The 21,877-nt window shown below is 66.8% G+C and carries 20 protein-coding genes; 8 read left to right on the top strand and 12 right to left on the bottom strand.

Annotation, left to right across the window (positions count from 1 at the left end; translation table 11 throughout):
- Position 1: 1 nt before the first annotated feature.
- The 4 genes from MG068_RS03310 to MG068_RS03295 all read right to left on the bottom strand — a co-directional run bounded on the left by MG068_RS03310 (position 2) and on the right by MG068_RS03295 (position 3,729).
- Positions 2–622 carry a LemA family protein gene (locus tag MG068_RS03310; RefSeq protein WP_032130538.1) on the bottom strand — a complete coding sequence of 207 codons (621 nt, stop codon included), beginning with the start codon at positions 620–622 and terminating at the stop codon, positions 2–4.
- A 548-nt stretch (positions 623–1,170) separates the two neighbouring features.
- Entirely contained in the window at positions 1,171–2,331 is a 1,161-nt protein-coding gene (locus MG068_RS03305; protein WP_132809241.1) for an MFS transporter, read from the bottom strand.
- Between the two features lie 220 nt (positions 2,332–2,551).
- Entirely contained in the window at positions 2,552–3,301 is a 750-nt protein-coding gene (locus tag MG068_RS03300) for a TerC family protein (RefSeq protein ID WP_004144462.1), read from the bottom strand.
- A gap of 32 nt (positions 3,302–3,333) precedes the next feature.
- Positions 3,334–3,729 (bottom strand): diacylglycerol kinase, encoded by a 396-nt coding sequence (locus MG068_RS03295; RefSeq protein ID WP_032129924.1) that lies wholly within the window; start codon positions 3,727–3,729, stop codon positions 3,334–3,336.
- Positions 3,730–3,942: 213 nt separating this feature from the next.
- Between MG068_RS03295 and MG068_RS03290 the strand changes: the two genes are divergently transcribed.
- Positions 3,943–4,644 carry an SGNH/GDSL hydrolase family protein gene (locus MG068_RS03290; RefSeq protein WP_132809239.1) on the top strand — a complete coding sequence of 234 codons (702 nt, stop codon included), beginning with the start codon at positions 3,943–3,945 and terminating at the stop codon, positions 4,642–4,644.
- A gap of 231 nt (positions 4,645–4,875) precedes the next feature.
- Here MG068_RS03290 and MG068_RS03285 read toward each other — a convergent pair whose 3' ends face one another.
- The 3 genes from MG068_RS03285 to MG068_RS03275 form a co-directional block, all read right to left on the bottom strand.
- Positions 4,876–6,147, bottom strand: coding sequence for a sensor histidine kinase (locus tag MG068_RS03285; RefSeq protein WP_032129926.1), 1,272 nt, complete (start codon positions 6,145–6,147; stop codon positions 4,876–4,878).
- A gap of 155 nt (positions 6,148–6,302) precedes the next feature.
- Positions 6,303–7,016, bottom strand: coding sequence for a response regulator transcription factor (locus MG068_RS03280; protein ID WP_002811889.1), 714 nt, complete (start codon positions 7,014–7,016; stop codon positions 6,303–6,305).
- Positions 7,017–7,103: 87 nt separating this feature from the next.
- Entirely contained in the window at positions 7,104–7,748 is a 645-nt protein-coding gene (locus MG068_RS03275; RefSeq protein WP_049422849.1) for an arylesterase, read from the bottom strand.
- 75 nt (positions 7,749–7,823) lie between these two features.
- Here MG068_RS03275 and MG068_RS03270 point away from each other — a divergent pair, with 75 nt between their 5' ends.
- The 3 genes from MG068_RS03270 to MG068_RS03260 all read left to right on the top strand — a co-directional run bounded on the left by MG068_RS03270 (position 7,824) and on the right by MG068_RS03260 (position 11,579).
- Positions 7,824–8,471, top strand: coding sequence for an ABC transporter ATP-binding protein (locus MG068_RS03270; RefSeq protein WP_132809237.1), 648 nt, complete (start codon positions 7,824–7,826; stop codon positions 8,469–8,471).
- On the top strand, positions 8,468–10,984 hold the full coding sequence (locus MG068_RS03265; RefSeq protein ID WP_132809235.1) for an ABC transporter permease: 2,517 nt from the start codon (positions 8,468–8,470) through the stop codon (positions 10,982–10,984). The genes MG068_RS03270 and MG068_RS03265 overlap by 4 nt, the downstream gene beginning before the upstream one ends.
- A 109-nt stretch (positions 10,985–11,093) precedes the next feature.
- A complete protein-coding gene (locus MG068_RS03260) occupies positions 11,094–11,579 on the top strand; it encodes a hypothetical protein (RefSeq protein ID WP_240792113.1) in 486 nt (161 codons plus the stop codon).
- A gap of 520 nt (positions 11,580–12,099) precedes the next feature.
- On the opposite strand, the gene MG068_RS03255 is transcribed toward MG068_RS03260, so the two are convergent.
- The 4 genes from MG068_RS03255 to hemP form a co-directional block, all read right to left on the bottom strand.
- Positions 12,100–13,026 (bottom strand): DUF6607 family protein, encoded by a 927-nt coding sequence (locus MG068_RS03255; RefSeq protein ID WP_121504894.1) that lies wholly within the window; start codon positions 13,024–13,026, stop codon positions 12,100–12,102.
- Positions 13,027–13,099: 73 nt separating this feature from the next.
- Positions 13,100–13,699, bottom strand: coding sequence for a ChuX/HutX family heme-like substrate-binding protein (locus tag MG068_RS03250; protein WP_032129934.1), 600 nt, complete (start codon positions 13,697–13,699; stop codon positions 13,100–13,102).
- 4 nt (positions 13,700–13,703) lie between these two features.
- On the bottom strand, positions 13,704–15,947 hold the full coding sequence (locus tag MG068_RS03245) for a TonB-dependent hemoglobin/transferrin/lactoferrin family receptor (RefSeq protein ID WP_489686040.1): 2,244 nt from the start codon (positions 15,945–15,947) through the stop codon (positions 13,704–13,706).
- 153 nt (positions 15,948–16,100) lie between these two features.
- Positions 16,101–16,295 (bottom strand): hemin uptake protein HemP, encoded by a 195-nt coding sequence (hemP, locus tag MG068_RS03240; RefSeq protein WP_005412278.1) that lies wholly within the window; start codon positions 16,293–16,295, stop codon positions 16,101–16,103.
- 453 nt (positions 16,296–16,748) lie between these two features.
- Here hemP and MG068_RS03235 point away from each other — a divergent pair, with 453 nt between their 5' ends.
- Positions 16,749–17,711, top strand: a complete 963-nt coding sequence (locus tag MG068_RS03235) for an IS110 family transposase (RefSeq protein ID WP_132808894.1) — start codon at positions 16,749–16,751, stop codon at positions 17,709–17,711.
- 77 nt (positions 17,712–17,788) lie between these two features.
- Here MG068_RS03235 and MG068_RS03230 read toward each other — a convergent pair whose 3' ends face one another.
- Positions 17,789–18,760 (bottom strand): aldo/keto reductase, encoded by a 972-nt coding sequence (locus MG068_RS03230; protein ID WP_132809231.1) that lies wholly within the window; start codon positions 18,758–18,760, stop codon positions 17,789–17,791.
- Positions 18,761–18,953: 193 nt separating this feature from the next.
- Here MG068_RS03230 and MG068_RS03225 point away from each other — a divergent pair, with 193 nt between their 5' ends.
- The 3 genes from MG068_RS03225 (at position 18,954) to MG068_RS03215 (ending at position 21,823) form a co-directional block, all read left to right on the top strand.
- Complete coding sequence (locus MG068_RS03225) at positions 18,954–20,252, top strand: NupC/NupG family nucleoside CNT transporter (RefSeq protein WP_010481870.1); 1,299 nt, start codon at positions 18,954–18,956, stop codon at positions 20,250–20,252.
- 25 nt (positions 20,253–20,277) lie between these two features.
- Positions 20,278–21,243, top strand: a complete 966-nt coding sequence (locus MG068_RS03220) for a ribokinase (protein WP_132809230.1) — start codon at positions 20,278–20,280, stop codon at positions 21,241–21,243.
- Positions 21,244–21,391: 148 nt separating this feature from the next.
- The gene (locus tag MG068_RS03215) at positions 21,392–21,823 is read left to right on the top strand and encodes a hypothetical protein (RefSeq protein ID WP_107431460.1); all 432 of its coding nucleotides are present in this window, start codon (positions 21,392–21,394) and stop codon (positions 21,821–21,823) included.
- Positions 21,824–21,877: the final 54 nt, after the last annotated feature.

The raw sequence follows: 21,877 nt of genomic DNA, 5'->3' as shown, positions 1-21,877 counted from the left end.
ATCAGGTCCCCGGCTGCGGTGCCGGCTGCTGCTGCGGCGCGTTGCCGAAATCGACCGCCGGCGCGTTGGAGATCTGCGCTTCGTTGTCCACGGTGAAGTTCGGCTTGGTCTTGTAGCCGAAGATCTTGGCGGTGATCACCTGCGGGAACGAGCGGATGTAGGTGTTGTAGTCCTGCACCTGCTGGATGTAACGGCCGCGGGCGACGGTGACCCGGTTCTCGGTACCTTCCAGCTGCGCCTGCAGGTCGCGGAAGTTCTGGTTCGACTTCAGTTCCGGGTAGTTCTCGGTGACCACCAGCAGCCGCGACAGCGCGCTGCCAAGTTCGCCCTGTGCCTGCTGGAACTGCTTGAGCGAGGCTTCGTCGTCGGCATTGACGTTGATCTGGCCGACACGCGAACGGGCGTTGGTCACTTCAGTCAGCACGCGCTCTTCCTGGCTGGCGAAGCCCTTCACGGTCTGCACCAGGTTGGGCACCAGGTCGGCGCGGCGCTTGTACTGGTTGATGACCTCCGACCAGCTGGCCTTGACCGCTTCATCCTTCTGCTGGATGGCGTTGTAGCCGCAGCCGGACAGCAGGGAGGCCAGCAGCATCAGGGGCAGGACACGGGTGAACAGGCGCATGGCGGAGGTTCCGGGTGGGCTTGGCGCCGAGCATGCCATGGTTCGGGTGAAAGACCGGCCATCGGGCGCCGCCCCCTCCGCGGTGGTTGTGTTTGCTGGATATCGGGGTAGGCCGGGAGGGTGGGTTGGCTGGGGGGCGCTGCAAGTACGTCCATGTAAGCTCGATCGCCGCATCCATGCGGCTCACGCCCCCAGCCAACCCACCCTCCCGACCAGGGACAATTTCCTGCCACCGCGGGAAAGATCAAAAGAAAAAAGCAAAAGCAAAAGCCGGTTCTTCAGGCATTCGTGTCGACCAAGGTCGACACCTACCAAAGCAGAACGACGTTCCGACAGACCGCGGGAATCTGTCGAAGGCGGGGTGGGTCCGGTTGCGGGGGTGTCCGCGGCATGGATGCCGCGGCCAAGCCTCCATGGACGGATTCACGGCGTCCCCCGCAACCGGCCCCACCCCGCCAACCCACGGAATGCAGGCTGTTGCTGTTGCTGTTGCTGTTGCTGTTGCTTCGGCGGGTGCAGGGCGCAGCCCTGCCGGAAACCCTCCCCTCTCAGCAAGCCTCAGCCACCGCAGTGCGCGGACGCCCCAGCCATGCCAGCAGCAACCCCGAGGCCGCCAGCAGGCCACCGGCCACCGGAATCGCGGCGTAGCCCAAGCCCGAACTGATCACCGCACCACCCAGTGCTGCACCGAGCGCATTGCCCAGGTTGAACGCACCCACGTTGATCGACGACGCCAGCCCCGGCGCCTCGCTGGCCGCCTGCATCACCCGGATCTGCAACGGCGGCACGATGGCGAAAGTCGCCGCACCGAACAGCAGCACGCCCAGCGCCGCCGTGGCGTGATTCATGAAGGCCAGCGGCAGCACGAACATCAACACGGCCAGGACCGCCAGCAGGATGCGGGTGGCACCATCCAGCGACCAGTCGGCCATGCGCCCACCGATGCCATTGCCGAAGGTGAAGCCGATACCGATCAGCGCCAGCGACATCGCGATGAAGGCGTTGGAGGCACCGGTCAGTTCGGTCAGCACCGGTGCCACGTAGGTATAGAGGGTGAACATCGCGCCGGCGCCAAGCACGGTGGTAGCCATCGCCAGCAGCACCTGCGGCTGCAGGATCGCTCTCAGTTCGCGGCGCACGTCCGGGCGCGGCCCCGGCGCGGATGCCGGCAGCGCGAGGCCGAGCGCGGTGATCGCGACCAGGCCCAGCACCGCAGTACCGGCGAAGGACAGACGCCAGCCCAGCTGCTGGCCCACCCAGGTGGCCAGCGGCACACCGCCGATGTTGGCGATGGTCAGGCCCATGAACATGGTGGCCACGGCGGCAGCCTGCTTGTCCTTCGGCACCAGGCTGGCGGCGACCACCGCACCGATGCCGAAGAAGGCACCGTGATTGAGGCTGGTGACCAGACGCGACAGCAACAGCAGGCCGTAGTTCGGGGCCAGTGCCGAGAGCAGGTTGCCGACCACGAAGATCGACATCAGCAGCATCAGCGCGGTGCGCTTGCCAAACCGTCCCATCAGCAGGGTCATCACCGGCGCGCCCAGCATCACGCCCACGGCATAGGCGGTGATCAGCATGCCGGCGGTGGGAATGTTCACGCCGACGCCGTCGGCAATGACGGGCAGCAGGCCCATCGGCGCGAATTCAGTGGTGCCGATGGCGAAGGCGCCGACGGCAAGGGCCAACAAGGCGGCTCTGGAGTTCATGGGGTCATCCTGCGTGGGGCAGGTCCTGGAAAAGAGCGCGTAGCCTGCGCGCTTTGCTGCCGCGGATTAAGCCTCGCCCCGGGAAAACACTGTTGACCTCAATTCACAGCTGGCGGGAACCTCCCCGCCGGGCATGGCCCGGCGAGCCCAATGGGTCCCATAACGCAGAACCCCCGGCGCTGGCCGGGGGTTCTGGGACACACATTTGCCTGTGATCTGCTTACCAGTCGCCAGCACCCGGCACGTGGTGATCGCGTGCGCGGCGGCGCATCAGCAGGTTCAGCCATTCCACCAGCACCGAGAAGCCCATGGCGGCATAGATGTAGGGCTTGGGCACGTGCACGTCCAGGCCATCCAGGATCAGCACCGCACCGATCAGCAGGATGAAGGCCAGTGCCAGCATCTTCACGGTCGGGTTTGCGTCGATGAAGCGGCCCAGCGGGTTGGCGGCCAGCAGCATCACCAGCACCGACAGCAGGATGGCGGCGACCATCACCGGGATGTGATCGGCGATGCCGACGGCGGTGATCACCGAGTCCAGCGAGAACACGATGTCGATGATGGCGATCTGCAGGATGACCATGCCGAATACACCCGAGGCCTTGCTGGTGGCCGGGTTCTCGTCTTCGCCACCGGTGATCAGTTCCTTGATCTCCATGTAGCCCTTGATGATCAGGAACAGGCCACCGACGATCAGCACCAGGTCGCGGATGGAGATGCCCATACCAGCCACGGTGAACAGGTTGGCGGACATGTGCGCCAGATAGGCCAGCGACACCAGCAGGGCGATGCGGGTGATGCAGGCCACGGCGATGCCGAGCTTGCGCGCGAACGGGCGACGCTCTTCCGGCAGCTTGCTGACCGCGATGGAAATGAACACCAGGTTGTCGATGCCGAGCACGATTTCCAGTGCGCTCAGGGTGAACAGGGTCACCCAGGCATTGGGGTCGGCGAGGAACTCAAAGGACATGGAAACTCTTCAGGGCAGTGGGGGAATGGGGATCAGCCGTAATTGCCGGCCATTGCATGCGGGACCACGACCAGCGCCCAGCACAGAAGCACGTTCATCATCAGCACGAAGACCGCCGCCGAACCCATGTCCTTGGCGCGGCCGGCCAGCTCGTGGATCTCGCTGCCGTAACGTTCGATCACCGCCTCGATGGCCGAGTTGGCCAGTTCCATCGCCAGCACCAGCAGCATCGAGCCGATCAGCAGCGCACGCTCGACCGGGGTCTGGCCCAGCCAGACCGCGACCGGGGTCAGCAGGATCAGCAGGTAGACCTCCAGCCGGAACGAGGACTCATGCAGCCAGGCGGCGCGCAGGCCCTGCCAGGACCAGCGGGCGGCCTGGAAGATGCGGCGCGGGCCGCGGGGCAGATGGCCGAACTGATCAGCCACGGGTGGAACATCCAGCAACAGGGGCGCGGCGCAGCGACCGCTCAGACGCACGGCAGGGAATCATGGGTGCACAGGGATAGGCAGATGGCCGCCATTTTGCCACAAGGCCGCCAGCCGCATCCCGGCACCGGCCCGGTGAATGGACTGCCAGGGGCAAGCCCCGGCCCGCCCCAGCTTCTATGATGGCTTTCCCCTTCCCTGCTGGAGCGCCTGATGTCCCGTCGCCGTACCTGCCTGCTGATGCTGGGCCTGCTGACCGCCGCCCCCCTGGCCCAGGCGCTGAGCCCGGCCAAGCCGCCGCGCGTGCCCGAGCAGGTCTCCAACGTGGCCTGGGCCGGCGACATGGCCCACTTTGCCAGCGCCGACCAGGCCAGCCCGCCGCCACGGGGCGGCATCGAGTTCATCGGCAGCTCCTCGATCCGCATGTGGGAAGGCCTGGCAGCCGACTTCCCCGGCCAGCCGGTGTTCAACCGTGGCTTCGGCGGTTCGGAAGTGCGTGACAGCACCTGGTATGCCGACCGCATCGTGGTGCCGTATGCACCGTGCAAGGTGTTCTTCTACGCCGGTGACAACGACCTCAACAGCGGCCGCAGCGCCGTGCAGGTGCGCGACGATGTGGTTGCCTTCGTGCAGCGCGTGCAACGCGACCTGCCGAAGACGAAGGTGGAGTACCTGTCGATCAAGCCAAGCCCGTCGCGCGCGCACCTGCTGCCGGCGATCAACGAGGCCAACACGCTGATCAAGGCAGCCCTGGCCAAGCTGCCCAACACCGGTTTCACCGACGTCTACACGCCGATGCTGGGCGCCGACGGCCAGCCGGATGCGTCGCTGTTCCGCGAGGACATGCTGCACATGACCCCGGCCGGCTATGCGATCTGGACCAAGGCGCTGGCGCCGAAGGTGAAGTGCAACTGAGCAACCCCATCCACGCATGGCGTGGATCTACTGCGGATCGCGGGAAACTGTCGAAGGCGGGGCGGTGTGGGTTTGCAGGACCGTTGGCGCCATGGATGGCGCCATCGAGCCCCCATGGACGGGTTTACGGCGTGTCCTGCAAACCCACACCGCCCCGCCATTTCACGGAATGCCCGCTTTTGATGTTGATGTCGCCTCGGCGGGTGCCGGGCGCAGCCCGGCAAAAGCCCTCTACCGGAAGATCACCGTGGCCTCGGTGCCCTGACCCGGCTCGCTGGCCAGGCTGACCTTCCAGCCAAAGCGATCGCACAGCCGGCGCACGATCGACAGGCCCAGGCCGGTACCCTGCGGGCGGCTCGGCTCGGCGCGGTAGAACGGCTCGAAGGCCCGCGACAGTGCGTCGGCCGACATGCCGATACCGGTATCGCGCACCACCACCCGATCGTTGTGCACATGCACGTCGATGCGCCCTTCGTCGGTATAGCTGCACGCGTTGCGCACCAGGTTGCTGACCACCACCTGCAGCACCCGCGGCGGCGCATGCAGCTGCACCGGGCCATCGCTGTGCAGGTGCACCGACACCGGGCGCGTACCCAGCAGTTCGTTGGCGTTGTCCACTTCGTAGCGGACGATGTCGTTGACGTCGAACAGCTCGACCTGGGGCTCGACGTCGGCCTCGCGGGCCAGGATCAGGAAGGCATCGATCACCGCCTCCATGTCACGGCCTGCACGCTGGATGCGCTGCAGGCTGCGGCGCAGGCGCGGCTCCAGGCTGTCATCGCCCAGCGCCATGTCGCTGGCCACGCGGATGACGGTCAACGGTGTGCGCAGTTCATGGCTGGCATCGCGGGTGAAATTGCGCTCGCGCGCCACGTGCGCGCTGACCCGGTTGGCCAGCGAATGCAGTGCGGCCGCCAGCTGGCGGGTCTCGCCCTGCATGTCCGCCGGCAGCTTGTTCGGCTCCAGGTCGGCCGCCTCCGGGTGGCCCGGGTCCCAGCGCGAGACGCGCCGCGCCAGCCAGTTCACCGGCGATACCAGGCGCTTGGACGCACGATAGGTGACCCAACTGGCGCCATACACCGCCAGCAGGGTCAGCAGCACCGGCACGATGCCGAACCAGAACGCCAGCATCTCCGCACGCGAACGCAGGAATACCAGGTAGAGGCGACCGGCCGGGCGTACATCGACCAGCACCAGCTGGTCGTCCTTGGGCAGTTCGTGGAAGCCGGGCTCCAGGTTGCGCAGATTGGCCGGCAACGACAGGGCCGACTGCCCGCTTTCCAGCAGGTAGCCACGGATGTTCTGGGTGTTGGGTGGCGGCTGCACCGGCGAGGCCTCGTGCAGCGTCCAGAAGTACGCCGCCTCCTCGCGCAGGGCGGCGCCGACCAGGCTGTGCTTGATCACCAGCGAAACCAGCCACGCACCGAGCAGGATGCCCAGGCTGGCCAGCACTGCCTGCAGGATGAAAGCGATACGGATCTTGCGCGGCAGGCCGTGCGGCATTGCGGGGTCCCGGTCAGAGCGCTGCGATTATAGGCAGCGCACCGCGCCGTTGGGATGCACGGGCGATGACCGGCGGCACTGCCGGACGGTCATCCCCTGCCCTTGTGCCTGGCCGCAGCCCGGCCCGGCCTGCGGCTGCACCGGCGCGGGCCTGCTCAGGCCATCGGCTGGGCGATGTCGGCAATGCGGTAGCCGGCACTCTGCACGGTATGCAGCAGCGGACGGTCGAACGGCTTGTCGATGATCTTGCGCAGGTTGTACAGGTGGCTGCGCAGGGTGTCCGAATCCGGCAGGCCGTTGCCCCAGATCTCGCGTTCGATCTCCTGGCGGGTGACCACGCGCGGCGATTCGCGCATCAGGATGGTCAGCAGGCGCAGGCCGATCGGCGACAGCTGCAGCTCGGTACCGGCACGGGTGGCACGCATGCTGACCGGATCGAGCACCAGGTCGGCGACCTTCAGCACTTCCGAACCGACCTGGCGACGCTCGCGGCGGATCAGCGCGCGCAGGCGGGCTTCCAGCTCCTGGATCGCGAACGGCTTGGTCAGGTAGTCATCGGCGCCGAAACCGAGGCCGGTGAGCTTGTCGTCCAGCGTGTCGCGTGCCGTGAGCATCAGCACCGGGGTGGACTTGCGCGCATCGTTGCGCAGGCGACGGCACACTTCGATGCCATCCAGGCGCGGCAACATCAAGTCGAGCACCACGACGTCATAGCTGTTTTCCGCCGCAAGGCGATAGCCATCCAGGCCGTCCTGTGCATAGTCGACTTCGAAGCCGCGACCTTCCAGGTATTCCCCGATCATCTCGGAGATGTTGCGGTTGTCTTCGACCACCAGCACCAAGCCGGAGGTCTCCTTCGTCTGACGCATGTGATTCCCTCTAACTTCAGCTTTGTGAAACATGCCGGATCGACGGTGGACGCGATGTGAAGTTCCGTCAAGAGGTAAACAAACGGTTCAGAGCAGCGGTCTGAGCAGCGGCCAGACGTTGTCCAGCACCTTCGGCTGCGCCTGTGCGGTCGGGTGCAGCCCGTCGGCCTGCATCATGCCCGGCTGCAGGGCCACGCCCTCCAGCAGGAAGGGCAGCAGCGGCACCTTGTACTGCGTGGCCAGCGCCTTGTAGGCCGCCGCCAGGCGCTGGCGATAGGCTGGCCCGTAATTGGGCGGCACGTCGATGCCCAGCAGCAGCACCTTGGCACCGGCCTTCTGGCTGGCCTGCACCATCTTTTCCAGGTTGCCCTGCACCTGCGCCGGGGTCAGCCCGCGCAGTGCGTCATTGCCGCCGAGGGCAATCACCACCACGGTCGGCTTTTCCTTCGCCAGCAGGCCGGGCAGGCGGGTCAGCGCGCCAGCGGTGGTCTCCCCGCTCATGCTGGCGTTGACGATGCGCGCCGGCGTTTTCGACTGCTGCCTGACCCGCTGCTGCAGCAGGCTCACCCAGCCGGCGTCGGCAGGGATATTGTGGGCAGCACTGAGGCTGTCGCCGAGCACCAGCACGGTGCCAGCCGGACCTTTGGCACACGCCAGCCCGGGCAGCAGCAGGAACCCTAGCAGCAGCACCATCATCACGCCGGCTCGCCGGCTCCATCCCGTCTTGCGCATTGGAGTCTCCTCATCGACAGCCTGTCCCCCCGCAGCGCGTCCGTTGCCATCGCCGTCGACCAGGTCGGCAAATCCGTGCAGGGCCCGGAGGGTGAAGTCCACATACTGGACAACATCATCCTGACCGTCCATGAAGGGACCAGCGCGGCCATCGTCGGCGCCTCCGGTTCCGGCAAGACCACCCTGCTCGGCCTGCTGGCCGGGCTGGACCTGCCCAGCCGCGGCCGCATCGCGCTGGCCGGCCAGGACCTGGCGGCGCTGGACGAGGAGACCCGCGCCCAGCTGCGCGCGCGTGAGGTCGGCTTCGTGTTCCAGAGCTTCCATCTGCTGCCGGCACTGACCGCCGCCGAGAATGTCGCGCTGCCGCTGGAACTGGCTGGGCGCGAAGACCGGGCGCGGGTCGAAGAAGTGCTGGCCCAGGTCGGCCTGGCCCATCGCGCCCGCCACTATCCGCGCCAGTTGTCGGGCGGCGAGCAGCAGCGCGTGGCACTGGCACGTGCCTTCGTCACCCGCCCGCGCATTCTGTTCGCCGACGAACCGACCGGCTCGCTGGACCACGCCACCGGCCAGCACATCAGCGACCTGCTGTTCGAACTCAACGCCGGCAGCGGCACCACCCTGGTGCTGGTCACTCACGACCTGCGCCTGGCCCAGCGTTGCCAGTACATCCACCGCATCGACGACGGCCGCCTGCTGCCGGTCGAGCGTGGGGCGCAGGCATGAACCTGCTGCAACACGCGTGGCGCGCGCTGCGCCGCGAGGCGCTGGCCGGCGACCTGCTGACCGTGTTCGCCGCGCTGGTGCTGGGCGTGGCGGTGATGACCGCAGTCGGCACGCTGGTGAACCGGGTCAACCTGGCACTGACCGGCAGCGCAGCGGAAATGCTAGGCGGCGACCTCGGCATCGCCGGGCGCGATGACCCGCCGCAGGCGTTCGCCGACGAGGCGCAGCGGCGCGGACTGGCCTACACCCATATCGCCAGCTTCGGCAGCGTGCTGTTCAACGGTGATGCCAGCCAGATGGCCAGCATCAAGGCGGTGCAGGCGGGCTATCCGCTGCGTGGCACGCTGCGGGTGCGGGCCACGCCCGGGGGCGCCCTGATCGACAACGCCGGCATGCCGGCCAAAGGCCAGGCCTATGCCGACCCACGCCTTCTCCAGGGGCTGGGACTGAAGGCCGGTGACGACCTTGAATTCGGCGCTGGCACGCTGCGCATCGCTGGCATCATCGAGGCCGAGCCGGACAGCGGCGGCGACCTGCTTACGCTTTCCCCCACCCTGCTGGTCAACCGCGCCGATGTGGAAGGCACCGGCCTGCTCGGTCCGGGTAGCCGCATCAACTACCGGCTGATGTTCGCCGGAGCAGCAGAGCCGATCGCGGCACTTCGGCAATGGCTGCTGCCGCAGGTGAAGGGCCTGCGCCTGCTGAGTGTGGACGACACCCAGCGTGGCGTGCGCCAGGCGTTCGACCTGGCCGGGCGCTTCCTCGGCCTCAGCGCGCTGCTGGCGGTATTGCTGGCCGGTGTTGCCACGGCGCTGGCGGCGAACCGCTTCGCCCTGCGCCGCATCGACCAGGTGGCGATCCTGCGCTGCCTGGGCGCGCGCCAGCGCGACATCCTGTCCGGTCTGGCACTGCAGCTGCTGATGCTGGCGGTGCCGGCCTGCGCACTCGGCATCGGCCTGGGCATGGCGGCGCAGGAAGGCCTGGTGCAGGTGCTGGGCAGCCTGGTGCCGCAGCGCCTGCCGCTGCCCGAGGCAATGCCTGCGCTGACCGGTGCCGGCATCGGGCTGTTGCTGCTGTTCGGCTTCGGCCTGCCGCCGCTGCTGCGCCTGCGCGGGGTGCCGCCGATGCGGGTGCTCAACCGTTCCTTCGCCGCCCTGCCGCCGGCCTCGCTGCTGGCCTACGTGGCTGCCCTGGCGGCCAGCCTGCTGCTGGCGGTGCAGGTCACCGGTGATCTCAAGCTGGCGCTGTGGGTGCTGGGCGGGTTGGCCGCGCTGGCGGTGGCGGCCGGCGTGGTCGGCTTCGTGCTGCTGCAGCTGCTGCGCGGCCTGCAGCACCGCCTGCATGGCCACTGGCGGCTGGGACTGGCCGCGCTGACCCGGCGCCGGATGCTGGCGGTGATGCAGCTGGTGGGGCTGTCGCTGTCGCTGTGCGCGCTGTTGCTGCTGGCGGTGACCGGCCCCGGCCTGCTGCAGCAGTGGCGCGAGCGACTGCCCGCGGATACGCCGAACTACTTCCTGATCAACATCCAGCCCGAACAGCGCGACAGCGTGCTGGCCGCACTGCGTGGACTGGGCGCCAACGACGCCAGCATCGAACCGATGGCCACTGGCCGTCTGATCGCGATCAACGGCAAGCCGCCGCTGCGCGTGGACCGCTCGCCTGAACAGAACGGGCAGCCGGCACAGGGCGAAGGCCAGCGCGATGACGACGACGAGAACCGGCCGTTGAACTTCAGCTGGCGCAGCAGCTTCCCGCCGGCCAACACACTGGTCAACGGCACCTTCTGGAAGGCAGACAGCACCGCCGCCGAAGCCTCGGTGGAAATCGGCTGGGCCAAGCGCTACGGCGTGCATCCCGGCGACCGCATCACCATTGCGGTGGGCGAGCAGGAACGCGAGTTCACTGTCACCAGCGTGCGCAAGGCCGACTGGAACACCTTCCGTCCGAACTTCTTCGTGCTGCTGAACCCGAATGCGGTGGGCGATACGCCACACAACCTGCTGTCGGCATTCCATCTACCGGCCGGCAAGGCCGCCGGACTGGGCGAGCTGGTACGCGCGCAGCCGAACCTGTCGCTGCTGGACGTGGACGCGGTGATCTCGCAGGTGCGCGATGTGATGGAACGGGTGGCACAGGCGGTGCAGCTGGTGATGGTGTTCAGTCTGCTGGCCGGCGTGCTGGTACTGCTGGCCGCGCTGCAGGCCACGGCCGGTGAACGCCGCTACGACAGCGCGGTGCTGCGCACGCTGGGCGCGACCCGGCGCCAGCTGCGTGGCGCGGTACTGGTGGAATTCGGTGCGCTGGGCACGCTGGCCGCGTTGCTGGCGGTGGGCGCGGCCGCTGCGATCGGCGTGGCGGTCTCGCAGAAGGTGTTCGAACTGCCGTTGCTGCCGCCGTGGCCGGGCCTGCTGATCGGCGGCGTGGTCGGCATCGGCTTGAGCCTGCTGGCAGGCTGGTGGGGTACGCGCGCGATCCTGCATACGCCACCGGCACTGGCCCTGCGCGAAGCCTGACGCGATCGTGACACGCTCGGGTGGGGCGCTATGCTGCGCGTCCCACCCGATCAGATCGTCCGGAAGCACGGAAGGTTGCTCCCGTGCTCCCGAGGTTCAAGGAATGAAGATGAAATACGGCCTCTGTCTGCGCATCCTTCTGGCCAGTTCCCCACTGTTCGCCGCGGTGCTACCCGCAGGCGCCCGCGCGGCGGAGGGCTATGTTCCTGACGCGGTGCAGGCCTTCGTGCTGGAAACGGTGCTGGCTGATGAAGCGCAAGCCTTCCACGAGGGCCACCCGACCTCTCTGGTTCCGGTCAGCATGTCACGCACGCGCAGCGATGCCGACGTGGTGGCCGACCTGCGTGCTGAGTTCGACCGGTTCTACCGGGGCCAACCGAAGCCGAGAAAGGAAGTGGCGCACATGGCGATCCTCGTCGCACAGACCGCGCTGCTGCTGCCGGACCGTAGCGCCTGCAGCACGGATCGAGTGCGTTGCCACCAAGCTGTAATGGGCGTCCGCACCCGCGATGACGAGGCCAGCCTGCAGGCCACCTTGCGTGCGTTCCAGGACGCTGGGCTGGACCTGACCACCTTGAGTGGGCCGGCGTCCTGAGTGCATCGCATCCACGCATGGCGTGGATGCAGCGTGCGATCACCGATGGAGAGCGTGCCGAGCAAGCTCGGCACCTACCAGGAGCAGATATCCGGCACGGCACCTCCACATCACGCGTGGATGCGGTGTGCGATCACCGGCGAAGAGCGTGCCAAGCAAGCTCGGCACCTACCAGAAGCGGACATGAGGCACGGTAGATCCACGCCATGCGTGGATGCGGCGTGCGATCACCGATGGAGAGCGTGCCGAGCAAGCTCGGCACCTACCAGGAGCGGATATGCGGCACGGTAGATCCACGCCATGCGTGGATGCGGTGTGCAATCGCCAACGAAGAGCGTGCCGAGCAAGCTCGGCACCTACCAGGCGCGGATATCCGGCACGGCACATCCACACCACGCGTGGATGCGGTGTGCGATCACCGGCGAAGAGCGTGCCGAGCAAGCTCGGCACCTACCAGAAGCGGATACGCGGCGCGGCACCTGACCAGAGGATCCGCGCCATGAGTCGAGCAGGGCTCGACCTACTGGGCCTTTTCCACGTACTTGGCGAACACGTCGTCGATCTGCTTGTCCTTCACCTTCTTGCCGGCCTGGATCTCTTCGGCCTGGGTGAACATCGGGATGATCATCGCCATGCCGTCGATCTTGGTCTTCAGGTGCACGCCCGGGGCCTGGCCGAGGAAGCCGTCCCAGCGCTGGCGCACCTTTGCCCAGTAACCGGCGGTGGCCTTCCAGTAGTTGCGCGCCGGGGTGAAGTCGACCTCGGTGGTCTTCACGTAGTCGTTGAAGCCGAACTCGCGGGCGATCTCCACCTGGCTGCCATCGGCGTTGCGCTGCACCTTGGTGTTGAACTGCTCGTGGGTCCAGCCGTTCGGGGTCAGCGTGTGGCGGTTGATCACGGCCAGCGCGTTGTAGTCACTGCGCTTGGTGTACTCGCGGCGCGGCAGCGGACGCCAGCTCAGGTCGCTGGTCCAGCTCGGCACGTTGTTGGTGTAGGTCCAGGTGCCGGTGCCGCAATAGCGCGGTGCGTCGCTCACTTCGTATACGCACTGGGTCCAGGCGCCCTGGTTCACCGCCGCCGGAATGCTGCGCACCTTCCAGGTCTGGTCGGCACTGAACTCGAAACGGTTCGGTGCTTCGTACACCCAGTCCTGGCGCCAGTGCTTGGTGATGTGGCCGCTCTTCTCGTCCAGCAGCAGGTGCTGCAGCACGATGCGCTTCGGCGTGTCTTCGACCACGATGACCACTTCGTTGCCGCCACTGCGCATCGCCGGTGCGCGCTCGTAGCCCGGCTTCAGCAGCACGGTCTCGTCGAAGGCGAAGTCCACGGTGTACTCACCCTGCATGGCAAGGATGCTGTCGTGGTCACGGGCGATATCGGAGGGCTGCGCGCTGGCCACGCCGCTGGCGGCGAGCACAAGCAGGGCGCTGGCTGTCTGGAGCTTCATCGGGGTCTTCCTTCGGGGTTGCAGATGCGTTGAGAGGCCGTCCGTGGCCGACAGGCGTTCCATCAGGAGTGGGTCACAGGCGGATCAGCGGCAGGTCGCCGGGAATCCGCGGCGCCGGACGCCGCGCGGCATCGGCACAGCAGCAATCGTCGATTGCCAGCTCGCCTTCGGCACCTTCCAGCCGTGCAATGCGGCGCGCGGTGGCTGCGCCCAGCGAGGACAGGGTCGACAGACTGGCGGCCAGCGTGCGGCCATCGTCGGCGGCATGCAGGCGCAGCGCGCACAGGCGCCAGCGCTGGCCACCCAGATGACCGGCCAGGCGCCGCCACAGGCGTTCGCCGACGCTGCCATCGCTGTCGTGCTCGGGCCCCGGCGGCAGCGCAGCCACCAGCCGGTCCCAGGCCAGGAAGTCGCTGTCCGGCAGCAGGTACAGGCGCCACACGCAGCGGCCGCGGCCATCGAGGAAGCACAGGCTTTCGCGCAGGCCTTCGCTGTCCACGCCCTGGCAGGCATGCACGCGTACGGCCTGGCGCCAGCCGCCCAGCTCGTTGCCGTCGGCGTGGTACAGGCACAGCACGGTGCCGAGCGTGGCCAGCTGTGCCGGGGTCGGCCAGGCCGCGCTGTGCGGCGCGGCGATGGAGTCATTCCTGCGTGCGGACAGTGCTCGGCTCATGAGGTCACCAGGAAACGGCAAGGCTGGCGGAGAAGGTGCGGCCCGGGCTGCTGAAACGATCGCTCAGTGCGCGATTGGTGATCAGGCTCGGGGTGATGGACGACCATTCGATGTAGCGCTTGTCGGCCAGGTTGAACACGCCGACATTGAAGGTCGCACCCGGTGCGAAGTTCCAGTGCGCCATCAGGTCCAGCACGCCGTAGCCCGCCGGTTGGTAGACGAACGGCGCCGGTGCATTCGGGTTGGTCTGCGCGGCCGGCGGCGGCAGGCGCTTCTTGCGCTGCACGAAGGTGCCGGCCAGTTCGACGCCCCAGGTATCGGTGTCGTACATCAGGCCCAGCGTGCCACGCAACGGATCGACCGAAGCCAGCGGTTCGTCATCGGTCCGGTTGTCACCACGCGACCACGCCAACGCACTGCGCAGCGCCCAGCCCTTCAGCGCCGGACTGAGTTCACCAAACTCGATACCGGCCTTCATTTCCGCACCATAGATGCGCGCGTCGGCGATGTTCTGCGACTGGAACACGGTCAAACCCTGTGCGTTGCGGCCAGTCTCGACGTTGGACTGGATGAAATCCTTGTAGTCGTTGTAGTAGCCGCTGACGCTGACGTACGCCGCCGGCGCGATGAAACGCAGGCCCAGTTCATAGCCGTCGCTGGTTTCCGGCTTCAGGTCCGGGTTGGCGATGGCGGTGTAACCGAAGGCCACGTTGGTCAGGCCGATGTTGACGTCGTTGTACGGCGGCGAGCGGAAGCCACGCGCATACCCGGCGAACAGCGACCACTGGTCGGTGAAGCGCCAGACCATGCCCAGCTTCGGCGACACGCTGGTCTTCTTCAGCTGGGCCACGGCCGTGGTCGGGTTGTCTTCGGCGAAGATGCTGTCCACTTCCGGCTTCAGCTCGTAACGGTCCACGCGCACGCCCGGCACCAGCGACAGCTTGCCGTCGGCCAGGCGCATTTCATCCTGCGCGTACAGGCCCAACTCGGTGGTCTTGCTGATCGGGAAGTCACGCACCGGGAAGGTGTCGGGGGTAACGATGTTGCTGACCACACCGGCACGGTTGACCTGGTAGCCGTCGCGCTTCTGGCGGATCTCGGTACGGGTGCCTTCGAAGCCGTAGGTCAATGCGTGCTCGACGCTGCCGGTGCTGAACGCCTTGTTGAACTGCGCCTGCAGGCCAAAGGCATGCTGGTCGAAGGAGAACACGCGGTGACGGCGGCTGCCGTCGGTGCGGGTCTCGTCGGTCTGCTGCCGCGTTTCGCTGTTCTGCGCATACACCTGCCAATGCAGGCTGTCGGCGAACGGCTGGTCCAGCGCATCCATTTCGTGGGCAAAGGACACGCGGGTACGCTTCTGCGTGTCGTGGGACTTCATGCCAGTAGCCGCAGCCATCGCGCCGGGGCGCGGTGCAACGCTGGCAATCGCCGACAACACATTGGTATCGGTGGTGTCTTCGTTGCCTTCCACGGTCAAGCGGAAGCGCTGGTCTTCGCTCGGTGCATAGACCAGCTTGCTGAGCAGGCTGCGGCCGTCGCGGTCCTGCGGATTGGACGCGGTACGGGTGTCGTTGTCGCTGCGCACCGTGCCCTTGTTGTCCGTTTCCTGGCCCTGGTGGTGGTTGACGTTGACCAGGCCGCTCCAGTGGTCGCCACCAAAGGCGGCGGTGGCACCGCCGAGCAGGCCCTTCCACTCACCGTCGTAGCCGAACTTCAGGCCGAAGTAGCTGTTCTTGCCGTCCTTGAGGTAGTCGGCCGGGTCCTTGGTGACGAACGCCACCACGCCGCCCAGTGCATCGGAGCCGTACAGCGAGCTGGCCGGGCCGCGCACGATCTCCACGCGCTTGAGCGTATCGAGGTCGGTGAAGTTGCGGTTGGAACTGGCGAACGAACCGATGTCGAACCGGGTCGGCATGACGATGCCATCGGTCTGGATGCGCACACGGTTGCCGTCCAGGCCACGGATGCGGAAACCATCCAGGCCGAAGCGGGTCGCGCTGCGGGTGACCGACAGGCCCGGCTCGTAGCGCACCAGATCCTTGATGTCCTGCACCAGGTGCCGGTCCATCTGCTCGCGGTCGATGACGTCCACGGTGGCCGCCACGTCACTCACGGCCCGCTCGGTGCGGGTGGCGGTGACCTGCACCCGATCGAATTCGCGCGCATCAGGGGCGGCGGTGGCAGCAGCGTGGGCGGACAGCGGCAACGCCATCCAGACAGCAAGACACAGGGCGGTATGGCGGGTCATCGGGTTCATTCGGTCAGGCAGGGGAACCCCCGGTTACCGGCACACCCGGAAGGTGCACGCGGTAGACCGAGGGGGAGAGAGCGGGAGCGGACGGGTCGCCCACCCTGTCGGCGCTGCCGGCAGGAGGGAGGGAGGCGGGCGACCAGGCCGCGATTACTTGGTCAGGATCAGCTTGTCGTTGCTGGTGTGCCGCAGGCGATAGAAGCGGTCGCCGTGCTGGATCAGGATTTCACGACGGCCCTTGAGCAGGGCTTCGCTGTCGATGACCTCTTCCGGCGGAACGACGCGGACCGGTCGATCGCGGAGGGTCAGCGTTTCGGGGCGCAGCAGTACAGGTTGAGCATTCATGAGCATCTGGACTCGTGCGAGGGACGAGTTAAATGATAATGATTCTCAGTTGACAATCAACAACCATTCTCAATTTCATTGATGAGATTAATGATCGAATTCTGAAATACGATAGATTTCATCTATTGAAAGATGGGGGCACACGGCTTTTGTAGAGTCGAGCCACGCTCGACTGCTCTCGCGCCGTCGCCTGGAAATGCCCGCGCTACGTGCGGAGTCGAGCATGGCTTGTATGTTCCTCCCGGCTCCTACGCGGTATGTAGGAGCCAGGGTGGAGGGACCGTCAAGCATGCATCTGCGGATACTAGCCGACAGACGAGTCGAGCGATCCCCATCCCGCACACGAACGTCGATAAAGGATCGTACGGCCCCCAAAGGGGATCGTCGATGTAGGCAAGCTAACGTCGGTGCGGTACCACCCCAGCCCCTTAAAGATAGCTGGGAGCCGTACAAATGTCTGATTCTCTCGATATTGGCGTGGACGTGGACTCCAAGGAGTTCGTACCGGCAGTGGCCGACCGCAAGGCCGGCGACAGGATCGCCAACACCCGGGCCGGCATAGCCCAGTGGCTCAACACCTTGCCCCAGCGATGCCGGATTGGCATGGAGGCGACGGGGCGGTACTACGAGTTGTTGGCTCGGATGGCTGGCCAGGCAGGCCACGTTGTCTATGTGATCAATCCACGTCTGATCAAGCACTACGGCCGGGCGACGGGCTCGCGTGGCAAGACGGACGCCATGGACGCCGAAGCGATCGCCCGATACGTGAAGAAGGAGAACGATCGCCTGCGTGAATACGTACCGCGTACCGATGAGCAGCAGCAGATGCACGATTTGCTGCGCAAGCGGCAGACGCTGGTAAAGACACGCGCGCGCCTGGAGCAATCCTTCGGGGTAAGCAAAAGTGCCCCCGGGGAGCTGTCAGATCTGTTCTGCGCTCTGGCTGGGACGCTGTCCGAGCTGGAAAGCGAACTGCAGCGCTTGGGTCGCGATGGAGAGCATGGCACGCTCTACAAGCGCCTGTTGACCATCCCTGGTATCGGCCCCGCTGTCGCCGCTCACCTGATCTACTACATGACGCGCTGGCCGTTGGCCAACGCCAACGCGTGGATCGCCTGCACCGGCCTGGATCCCCGGCCCAACGAGTCTGGCGGAAGAACGGGACGGCGTCGGCTGTCCAAACAGGGCGCGCCAGTGCTGCGCCAGATGCTCTACATGGCCGCCATGGGGCTCAAGCGGTGTCGCCGGGGGCAACCGCTCTACGACGAGCTGTCAAAACGCGGTCACCCCAGCACCGCCGTCTTCAACATCCTGGCCAGAAAGCTGGCCAGGATCGCCTGGGGTGTCTTCAAAAGCGGCCGGGACTTCGATCCGGCCATGCTGAAGGTGGGTCAAGCCTGCTTCCAGCAGGCTTGACCACGAACATAGGATCTCGACTCTACGAAGACCCGACCAACCTGGAGTCGAGCGTGGCTCGACTCTCCAAAGGGTTGTCAGGCGAAGACGGCTTCGACCTGGGCCCAGCCGGCCGCGTCGACCTGCCCCAGCACGTCCAGTGCCTGCAGGTTCTGAAGCAGCTGGCTGACCCGGCTGGCGCCGAGGATCACGCTGGAAACGTTCGGGTTGCGCAGGCACCAGGCGATGGCTAGCGTGGCCGGGGCATGGCCGAGCGCGCGTGCCACCTCGCTGAAGCGCCGCACCTGGCCCAGGCGGGCCCCGGCGTCGGCCCCCAGCACCAGGTCCTGCAACCACTCCATGCCTTCCCGCCCCAGCCGCGCATCGGCCGGGATGCCCTGGTCGTACTTGCCAGTGAGCAGGCCCGAGGCGAGCGGCGAGAAGATGGTGGTGCCCAGGCCGGCACCCGCATACAGCGGCGCGTACTCGACCTCGACCCGCTCGCGGTGCAGCAGGTTGTACTGCGGCTGCTCCATCGACGGGCCCTGCAGGTTGCGCGCCTCGGCGATGTCCAGCGCCTGCTGGATCTGCGCCGCCGACCACTCCGAAGTGCCCCAGTAGAGGATCTTGCCCTGCCGTACCAGGGTATCCATGGCGTGCACGGTCTCGGCGATCGGCGCGTCCGGATCCGGGCGGTGGCAGTAATAAAGGTCCAGGTAGTCCACCCGCAGGCGCTTGAGCGCGGCATGGCAGGCGTCGGTCACGTGCTTGCGCGACAAGCCGCGCTGGGTCGGCCGCGGGTCCTTGGCACTGCCGAAGAACACCTTGCTGGACACGCAGAAACCGTCGCGCGGCAGGCGCAGGTCGGTGATCACGTCGCCCATGACCTGTTCGGCACGGCCGTTGGCATAACCCTCGGCATTGTCGAAGAAGTTGACGCCATGATCCCAGGCGGCGGCCACCAGGTTGCGGGCCTCATCGCGCGGGACCTGGTCGCCGAAGGTCACCCAGGCGCCGAAGGACAAGGCGGAAATCGGCAGGCCGGTGGAGCCCAGGCGACGGTATTGCATGCGAATCTCCTGCTGCGGGCCCGCATCCGGGCCGGGATCGAACCCCATTCTACCCGCCGCCGCCAGCCGCAAGCCCTTGCCGTTGCTGGCCTGATCGGTACCGTTGGCCGCGCACACGCTGCTTTTTCTTGCCCCGGCCCCTGCCCTGCACTAGGCTTCCCGTTTTTCGCGACGCCCCAGGGGAGTCACTCACATGGTCGAAGGTTTGGGCAGGATCGGCTTCGGCCTGTTCGGGTTGGCGGTGCTGATCGGCATCACCTGGTTGTTTTCCAATAACAAGCGCGCGGTTGACTGGAAGCTGGTTGCCACCGGTATCACCCTGCAGATCGCCTTTGCGGCGCTGGTGATCCTGGTGCCGGGCGGGCGCGACGTGTTCGACGCGCTGGGCAAGGGCTTCGTCAAGATCCTCAGCTACGTCAACGAGGGCTCGGGCTTCATCTTCGGCTCGTTGATGGACACCAAGAACTACGGCTTCATCTTCGCCTTCCAGGTGTTGCCGACCATCATCTTCTTCTCTGCGCTGATGGGGGTGATGTACCACCTCAACATCATGCAGGGCATCGTGCGCGTGATGGCCTGGTCGATCACCAAGGTGATGCGCGTGTCCGGTGCTGAAACCACCAGCGTCTGCGCCAGCGTCTTCATCGGCCAGACCGAGGCGCCGCTGACCGTGCGCCCGTACATCGCCAGGATGACCCAGTCCGAGCTGCTGACCATGATGATCGGCGGCATGGCCCACATCGCCGGCGGCGTGCTGGCGGCCTACGTGGGCATGCTCGGCGGTGGCGACCCGGCGCAGCAGGCCTTCTACGCCAAGCACCTGCTGGCGGCCAGCATCATGGCCGCCCCGGCCACGCTGGTCGTGGCCAAGCTGCTGATCCCGGAAACCGGCACCCCGCTGACCCGCGGCACGGTGAAGATGGAAGTCGAGAAGACCTCCAGCAACATCATCGACGCGGCCGCCGCCGGCGCCGGTGACGGCCTGAAGCTGGCGCTGAACATCGGTGCGATGCTGCTGGCCTTCATCGCCCTGATCGCGCTGCTGAATGCCCCGCTGACCTGGATCGGCGATGTGACCGGCCTGGCCGCTGCCATCGGCAAGCCGACCAACCTGTCGACCATCTTCGGTTACGTGCTGGCCCCGATCGCCTGGGTGATCGGCACCCCGTGGGCCGATGCCACCACCGTCGGTTCGCTGATCGGCCAGAAGGTCGTGATCAACGAGTTCGTGGCCTACACCGAGCTGTCGCAGATCGTGAACGGCCAGATCGCCGGCGTGAGCCTGTCCGAGGAAGGTCGCCTGATCGCTACCTACGCGCTGTGCGGCTTCGCCAACTTCAGCTCGATCGCGATCCAGATCGGCGGCATCGGCGGCCTGGCCCCAGAACGTCGCCACGATCTGGCCAAGTTCGGCCTGCGCGCGGTGTTGGGCGGTACCATTGCCACCTTCATGACGGCGACCATCGCCGGCGTGCTGACGCACTTCAGTTGAACCCTTGGTTGAGAAAAGATTCCCTATGAGCAGCAGTGTCGTTGTCGTCGGTTCCTTCAATGTCGATCACGTGTGGCGGTGCGAGTCGCTGCCGGCACCGGGTGCGACCATTGCCGGCCGTTACAGCACCGGCCCCGGTGGCAAGGGCTTCAACCAGGCCGTGGCGGCCTGCCGCGCCGGTGCCGACACGCACTTCGTGTGCGCGCTGGGCGACGACGCTGGTGGCGCCACCGCCCGTGAGCTGGCCGCGCAGGACGGCTTCGGTCTGATCGCCGAAGCCAGCAGCGAACCGACCGGCACCGCCGGCATCTACGTCGATGCCCGTGGCCGCAACACCATCGTGATCGGACCGGGTGCCAACGCCGCGCTGAGCACCGACTTCCTGCAACAGCAGCAGGCCCTGCTGACCGGCGCCAAGGTGGTGCTGGTGCAGCTGGAATCGCCGGTGCAGACCATCGAAGCGGCACTGGCCACGGCCCGCGAGGCCGGCGTCACCACCGTGCTCAACACCGCACCGGCCGACGCCCCCTCGACCATCGGCCTGCTCAAGCTGGCCGATGTGATCACCCCGAACGAAACCGAGTTCGCCGCCCTGCTCGGCCGCCATGTCGGTGAGCGCGTGGATGCCAATGACGTCGCCGCGCTGGACGGTGCCAGCCTGCATGCGCTGTGCCGCAAGCTGGTCGGCAACGGCACCGTGGTGGTGACCCTGGGTTCGGTGGGTGTGTTCGTGTCGCATGCCGATGAGAACCTGCGCGGCGATACCCAGCCGTACTACCGCGTGGGTGCCGAACAGGTGCAGGCGATCGACACCACCGGTGCCGGTGACGCCTTCAACGGTGCGCTGGCCGCGTCGCTGGCGCAGGTGGCCGACGCCCCGTTCGCCCGCCACGTGCGCTTCGCCAACCAGTTCGCCGGTCGTTCGACCGAGAAGGAAGGCGCTGCAGCGGCGATGCCGCGCTTCACCCCGGCCGACGTGGAAGTGAAGTAGATCCACGCCATGCGTGGATGGGAAGGCCCGGGTGCGCTGGCATCCGGGCCTTTCTTTTGCCCATTGTCCAGCTCTGCGACCGCCTGCCGCATTGCCCTCACCCCGCCCCTCGCCGAACATCCGCGCAGCTTCTCTGCACGGGCAGGACATGGACGGATTCCCCTGGTTGCTGGTTGCCGCCGCCGGCAGTGCCATCGCAGCCTTGCTGCATATCGGCTGCATTGCCTTTGGGGCACCCTGGTACCGGTGGTTCGGCGCTGGCCAGCGCATGGTCCGGCTGGCACAGGCGGGGCATTGGTGGCCACCACTGATGACCGCCGGCATTACTGCCGTGCTGGTGGCCTGGACGCTGTACGCGCTGGCAGCCGCAGGCTGGCATTCGCCGCTGCCGGCCAGCCGTCCGGTGCTGTCGGGCATCGCCCTGCTGTTGCTGGTGCGCGCGGCGATGGGCTTCGGGCTGGCGCTGCTCCGGCCCGGCTACAACGGCCGGTACTTCTGGGTAGTCAGTTCACTGGCCTGCCTCAGCCTGGGGCTGGCCTTCGCGTTGGGTACCCGCCAGGCCTGGCAGAGCCTAGGGTAGCCACCTACCATCGCCCGCCCTTGGGGGCAGCGGAAGCAACCGTCAAGCATCTGT

This window comes from Stenotrophomonas sp. ASS1 (genome assembly GCF_004346925.1).
GTDB classification, from domain to species: Bacteria; Pseudomonadota; Gammaproteobacteria; order Xanthomonadales; family Xanthomonadaceae; genus Stenotrophomonas; species Stenotrophomonas maltophilia_A.
This window is presented reverse-complemented; position numbering and strand designations above follow the sequence as displayed.